General features: G+C 63.2%; 6 protein-coding genes. 1 reads left to right on the forward strand and 5 read right to left on the reverse strand.

Translation table 11 applies throughout. From position 1 onward, the window contains the following. From ACIQ09_RS21740 to ACIQ09_RS21755, 4 genes are all read right to left on the reverse strand, one after another. The coding region (locus tag ACIQ09_RS21740; RefSeq protein WP_398314434.1) for an ABC transporter substrate-binding protein at positions 1–275 on the reverse strand (275 nt) is incomplete at its 3' end. Between the two features lie 34 nt (positions 276–309). Further along, complete coding sequence (locus ACIQ09_RS21745) at positions 310–1,032, reverse strand: ABC transporter ATP-binding protein (protein WP_398314436.1); 723 nt, start codon at positions 1,030–1,032, stop codon at positions 310–312. A gap of 13 nt (positions 1,033–1,045) precedes the next feature. Further along, complete coding sequence (locus tag ACIQ09_RS21750) at positions 1,046–1,813, reverse strand: ABC transporter ATP-binding protein (RefSeq protein ID WP_398314438.1); 768 nt, start codon at positions 1,811–1,813, stop codon at positions 1,046–1,048. A 25-nt stretch (positions 1,814–1,838) separates the two neighbouring features. Beyond that, positions 1,839–1,976, reverse strand: a complete 138-nt coding sequence (locus tag ACIQ09_RS21755; RefSeq protein WP_398314440.1) for a hypothetical protein — start codon at positions 1,974–1,976, stop codon at positions 1,839–1,841. A 301-nt stretch (positions 1,977–2,277) separates the two neighbouring features. On the opposite strand from ACIQ09_RS21755, the gene ilvD reads away from it, so the two are divergent. Beyond that, entirely contained in the window at positions 2,278–4,119 is a 1,842-nt protein-coding gene (gene ilvD / locus ACIQ09_RS21760) for a dihydroxy-acid dehydratase (protein WP_398314442.1), read from the forward strand. Positions 4,120–4,201: 82 nt separating this feature from the next. On the opposite strand, the gene ACIQ09_RS21765 is transcribed toward ilvD, so the two are convergent. Further along, a partial coding sequence (locus ACIQ09_RS21765; protein ID WP_398314444.1) for a GNAT family N-acetyltransferase occupies positions 4,202–4,386 on the reverse strand: 185 nt, incomplete at its 5' end.

The following is a 4,386-nucleotide window of genomic DNA, read 5'->3' on the forward strand; positions in this document are numbered from 1 at the left end:
TCGCGGGCCTTGTTGGAGGCGATGTCGGCCTTGTTCTGATGGTCGGCGCTCACCACTTCAATCTTGAAGTTGGGCTTTTCCTTGGCGATGAAGTCCTCGACCGCCATCTTGGTAGCGAGGACAGCGCCGGAGCCGGCCAGGTCGGAATAGGTGCCCGACAGGTCGGTCAGCACGCCGATCTTCACCACGCCCCCGGACACCTGCGCGTGGGCGCCGGCGGACAGGGTGGCGAGGGCTGCAGTACAGGCGATGGAAATTGTTTTTTTCATGGTCATGTCTCTCTCTCCTTCTTTGTTGTGTCGAGCCGGCTCAGACGCCGAGGGTTTGGTGCAGCCAGTCCATTTTTCCGGGCAGTTCTTCCTTCGAGATCGTGGCGAGGATCTCGCCGTGTTCCAGTACGTAATGGCGGTCAGCCAGCGGGGCGGCAAAGCGGAAGTTCTGTTCCACCAGCACGATGGTGAAGCCGCGCTTCTTGAGTTCGATGATGACTTCGCCGAGCTTTTTGACGATGACCGGGGCCAGGCCCTCGGTGATCTCGTCGAGCAGCAGCAGCTTGGCGCCAGTGCGCAGGACCCGGGCCATGGCCAGCATCTGCTGCTCGCCACCGGAAAGCTTGGTGCCGGGGCTGCTGCGACGCTCGAGCAGATTGGGGAACATCCCGTAGATTTCGTCCACGCTCATTCCGCCGCTGGCCACCTGGGGCGGCAGCATCAGGTTCTCTTCGGTGGACAGGGAGGCGAAGATGGCCCGCTCCTCGGGCACATAGCCGATGCCGTAGCGGGCCATGCGGTGGGTGGGCTCGGCAATGACATCCTTGCCGTTCACCATGATCGAACCCGTGCGCCGGCCTACCAGGCCGAGGATGGACTTGAGGGTGGTGGAGCGGCCGGAGCCGTTGCGACCGAGGAGGGTGATGCATTCACCGCGACCGACGTGAAGGTCGATGCCGTGGAGGATGTGGGACTCGCCATAGAACGCGTGCAGATCGTGGATCCGCAGCATTTCGGGCTTGGGGTCGAAGGCGCTGGTCATGGATCGCTTCCGGTCAGTGGTGGGCGTCGTTCATGTCGCTGGAGCCCACATAGGCTTCAAGCACCTGCGGGTTCTTCGAGACCTCCTCGTATGGGCCCTCGGCCAGCACGCTGCCACGCTGCAGAACGGTGATGCGGTCGCACAGGTTGGCCACCACCGACAGGTTGTGCTCCACCATCAGGATGGTGCGGTTGGCAGATACTTTGCGGATCAGATCCACGACTCGCCCGATGTCCTCGTGGCCCATGCCCTGCGTGGGTTCGTCGAGAAGCATCATCAAGGGGTCTAGGGCCAGGGTCGTGGCGATCTCCAGGGCGCGCTTGCGGCCATAGGGCATCTCGGCCGTGACCGTGTCGGCAAAACCGCCCAGGTCCACCGATTCGAGCAACTCCATGGCCCGGTCATTCAGCACGTTCAGGCTCTTCTCGGAGCGCCAGAAATGAAACTCTGTGCCGAGCTTTTTCTGCAGGCCGATGCGGACGTTCTCCATCACCGTGAGATGTGGAAAGGTGGCCGAGATCTGGAAGGAGCGCACAAGGCCCCGGCGCGCCGTGACGGCTGGCGCTTCTCGGGTGATGTCGCGGCCGTCGAAGGTGATGGTGCCGCGGGTGGGCGGCAGGAACTTGGTGAGCAGGTTGAAGACCGTGGTCTTGCCGGCACCGTTCGGGCCGATCAGGGCGTGGATGTGACCGCGGCGGACTTTCAGGTCCACGTTGGAGACCGCCGCGAAGCCCTTGAACTCCTTGGTCAGGCCGGCGGTTTCGAGGATGAAATCGCTCATGGGACTTACCGGGTGGAGGGCGAAATCAGCGTTTCGCCGGAGTGGGTGTATGCACCTGCGGGCGCTGGTGGGAGGCTTGCCGGTGGCGGGCTGAAAGATGGCGCCCCATGGCAAGGGCGAGCCCGATCGTGAGGATCGTGGCCAGGATGGGCAGTGCAGTCATGGCAAGGTCTCCGTTATGTTCTTGTGGCATCAAGGCTAGGGCCGGAGCGTGTCTAAACCGTTGCTCAAATGTAACGAATGGTGCGCTTGCGTCCCGGGCCCAAAGCCTTGTGCTTACTTTGTTTGTGGCTTTATTAGGGGGGTATCCCCACCTCGCGGCCAATGGGGGAATACCCGAACTGACGTGGACGTAAGGCGTATCTGGTGTTCGTGTGTGCATCGAGTGACGGCAGCAGCAGCCCGACGAGCTAGAATGGAAGGCTGGTAATAAATCCATTCGTTTGCAGACGGAGTCTCCCGAGATGCCCCAGTATCGTTCCCGCACTTCCACCGCCGGTCGCAACATGGCCGGCGCCCGCGCCCTGTGGCGCGCCACAGGCATGAAGGATGGCGATTTCGAAAAGCCGATCATCGCCGTGGTCAACAGCTTCACCCAGTTCGTGCCGGGTCACGTGCACCTGAAGGATCTGGGCCAGCTGGTGGCGCGCGAGATCGAGAAGGCGGGTGGTGTGGCCAAGGAGTTCAACACCATCGCCGTCGATGACGGCATTGCCATGGGCCATGGCGGCATGCTCTACAGCCTGCCCAGCCGCGACCTGATCGCCGACAGCGTGGAGTACATGTGCAACGCCCACACCGCGGACGCCATGGTATGCATCTCCAACTGCGACAAGATCACTCCGGGCATGCTGATGGCTGCTCTGCGCCTCAACATCCCGGCGATCTTCGTGTCCGGTGGCCCGATGGAGGCCGGCAAGGTCAAGTGGGAGGCCAAGGTGATCTCCCTCGACCTGGTGGACGCCATGGTCAAGGCCGCCGACAGCAGCTGTTCGGACGAAGAAGTGGACGCCATTGAGCGCTCCGCCTGCCCAACCTGTGGCTCCTGTTCCGGCATGTTCACCGCCAACTCCATGAACTGCCTGACCGAAGCCCTGGGCCTGTCCCTGCCGGGCAACGGTACCGTGCTGGCTACTCACGCAGATCGCGAGCAGCTCTTCCTGCGTGCTGGCCGCACCATCGTGGACCTGGCCCGCCGCTATTACGAGAAGGACGATGAATCCGTCCTGCCGCGCTCCATCGCCAGCTTCAGGGCTTTCGAGAACGCCATCAGCCTCGACGTGGCCATGGGCGGCTCTACCAACACCGTGCTGCACCTGCTGGCTGCGGCCAAGGAAGCCGGTGTTGATTTCACCATGAGCGACATTGATCGTATCTCGCGTAAGGTGCCGTGCCTGTGCAAGGTGGCGCCCGCGGTGGCCGACGTGCATATCGAAGACGTGCACCGTGCCGGCGGCATCATGGCCATCCTCGGCGAGCTCAATCGCGCCGGGCTGCTGCACACTGACCTGCCTACCGTCCATACCAAGACGATGGCCGAGGCTCTGGCCAGCTGGGACGTGATGCAGGCCCACGACAGCGGTGTGTTCAATTTTTTCAAGGCCGCGCCGGGCGGTGTGCCCACCCAGGTGGCCTTCAGCCAGGACAGGCGCTGGAACGAGCTTGATCTGGACCGCAGCAAGGGCGTGATCCGCGACAAGGCCAACGCTTTCAGCCAGGATGGTGGTCTTGCCGTGCTCTACGGCAATATCGCCGAGAAGGGCTGTATCGTGAAGACCGCCGGCGTGGATGAGTCGATCTGGAAGTTCACCGGCCGGGCCCGCGTGTTTGAGAGCCAGGAGGATGCGGTGGCCGGCATTCTGGCCGACCAGATCGTGGCGGGTGACGTGGTGGTGATCCGCTACGAAGGCCCGAAGGGCGGCCCGGGTATGCAGGAAATGCTCTACCCGACCAGCTATCTGAAGTCCAAGGGCCTGGGCAAGAGCTGCGCGCTGCTCACCGATGGGCGCTTCTCCGGCGGTACCTCCGGCCTGTCCATCGGTCACGCCTCGCCTGAAGCGGGATGCGGCGGCGCGATCGGTCTGGTGGAAGAAGGGGACGTGATCGAGATCGATATCCCCAATCGGCGCATCCATCTGGCTGTCGCTGACTCCGAACTGGCCAGCCGACGGGTGGCCCAGGATGCCCGTGGCTGGAAGCCAGCCAACCGGGTGCGCCATGTGTCGGCCGCGCTGCAGGCTTATGCCGCCCTCACTACCAGCGCTGACACGGGCGCCGTGCGTGATGTGACTCAGGTTCAGCGCTGATTTTCAGCGCAGGCAGTTAACGCAGAAGCCCGGCCTAGGCCGGGCTTCTGCGTTAACGCCACGATGGGGGGCGTTAACGCACCTAGAGCTTCTTTTCCATGAACAGGGCTTGTCCCATGGCCGGGTCGAGCTGATAGCCCTGAAAGCCGAAACCTGTGTAGGCCTCACGAGCGCCGGTATTGCCCTCAAGGACCTCCAGCGTGAGTTTGCAGCAGCCGCGCTCCACGGCAGTCCGCTCGGCGTGGGCCAGCAGGGCCCGGGCAATGC

The sequence above is a fragment of the Zoogloea sp. genome (genome assembly GCF_044344315.1).
GTDB lineage: Bacteria > Pseudomonadota > Gammaproteobacteria > Burkholderiales > Rhodocyclaceae > Zoogloea.

Coding starts and splice junctions, on each gene's coding strand:
- ilvD (WP_398314442.1), top strand. CDS start 2,278: ATGCCCCAGTATCGTTCCCGCACTTCCACCGCCGGTCGCAACATGGCC.
- ACIQ09_RS21755 (WP_398314440.1), bottom strand. CDS start 1,976: ATGACTGCACTGCCCATCCTGGCCACGATCCTCACGATCGGGCTCGCC.
- ACIQ09_RS21750 (WP_398314438.1), bottom strand. CDS start 1,813: ATGAGCGATTTCATCCTCGAAACCGCCGGCCTGACCAAGGAGTTCAAG.
- ACIQ09_RS21745 (WP_398314436.1), bottom strand. CDS start 1,032: ATGACCAGCGCCTTCGACCCCAAGCCCGAAATGCTGCGGATCCACGAT.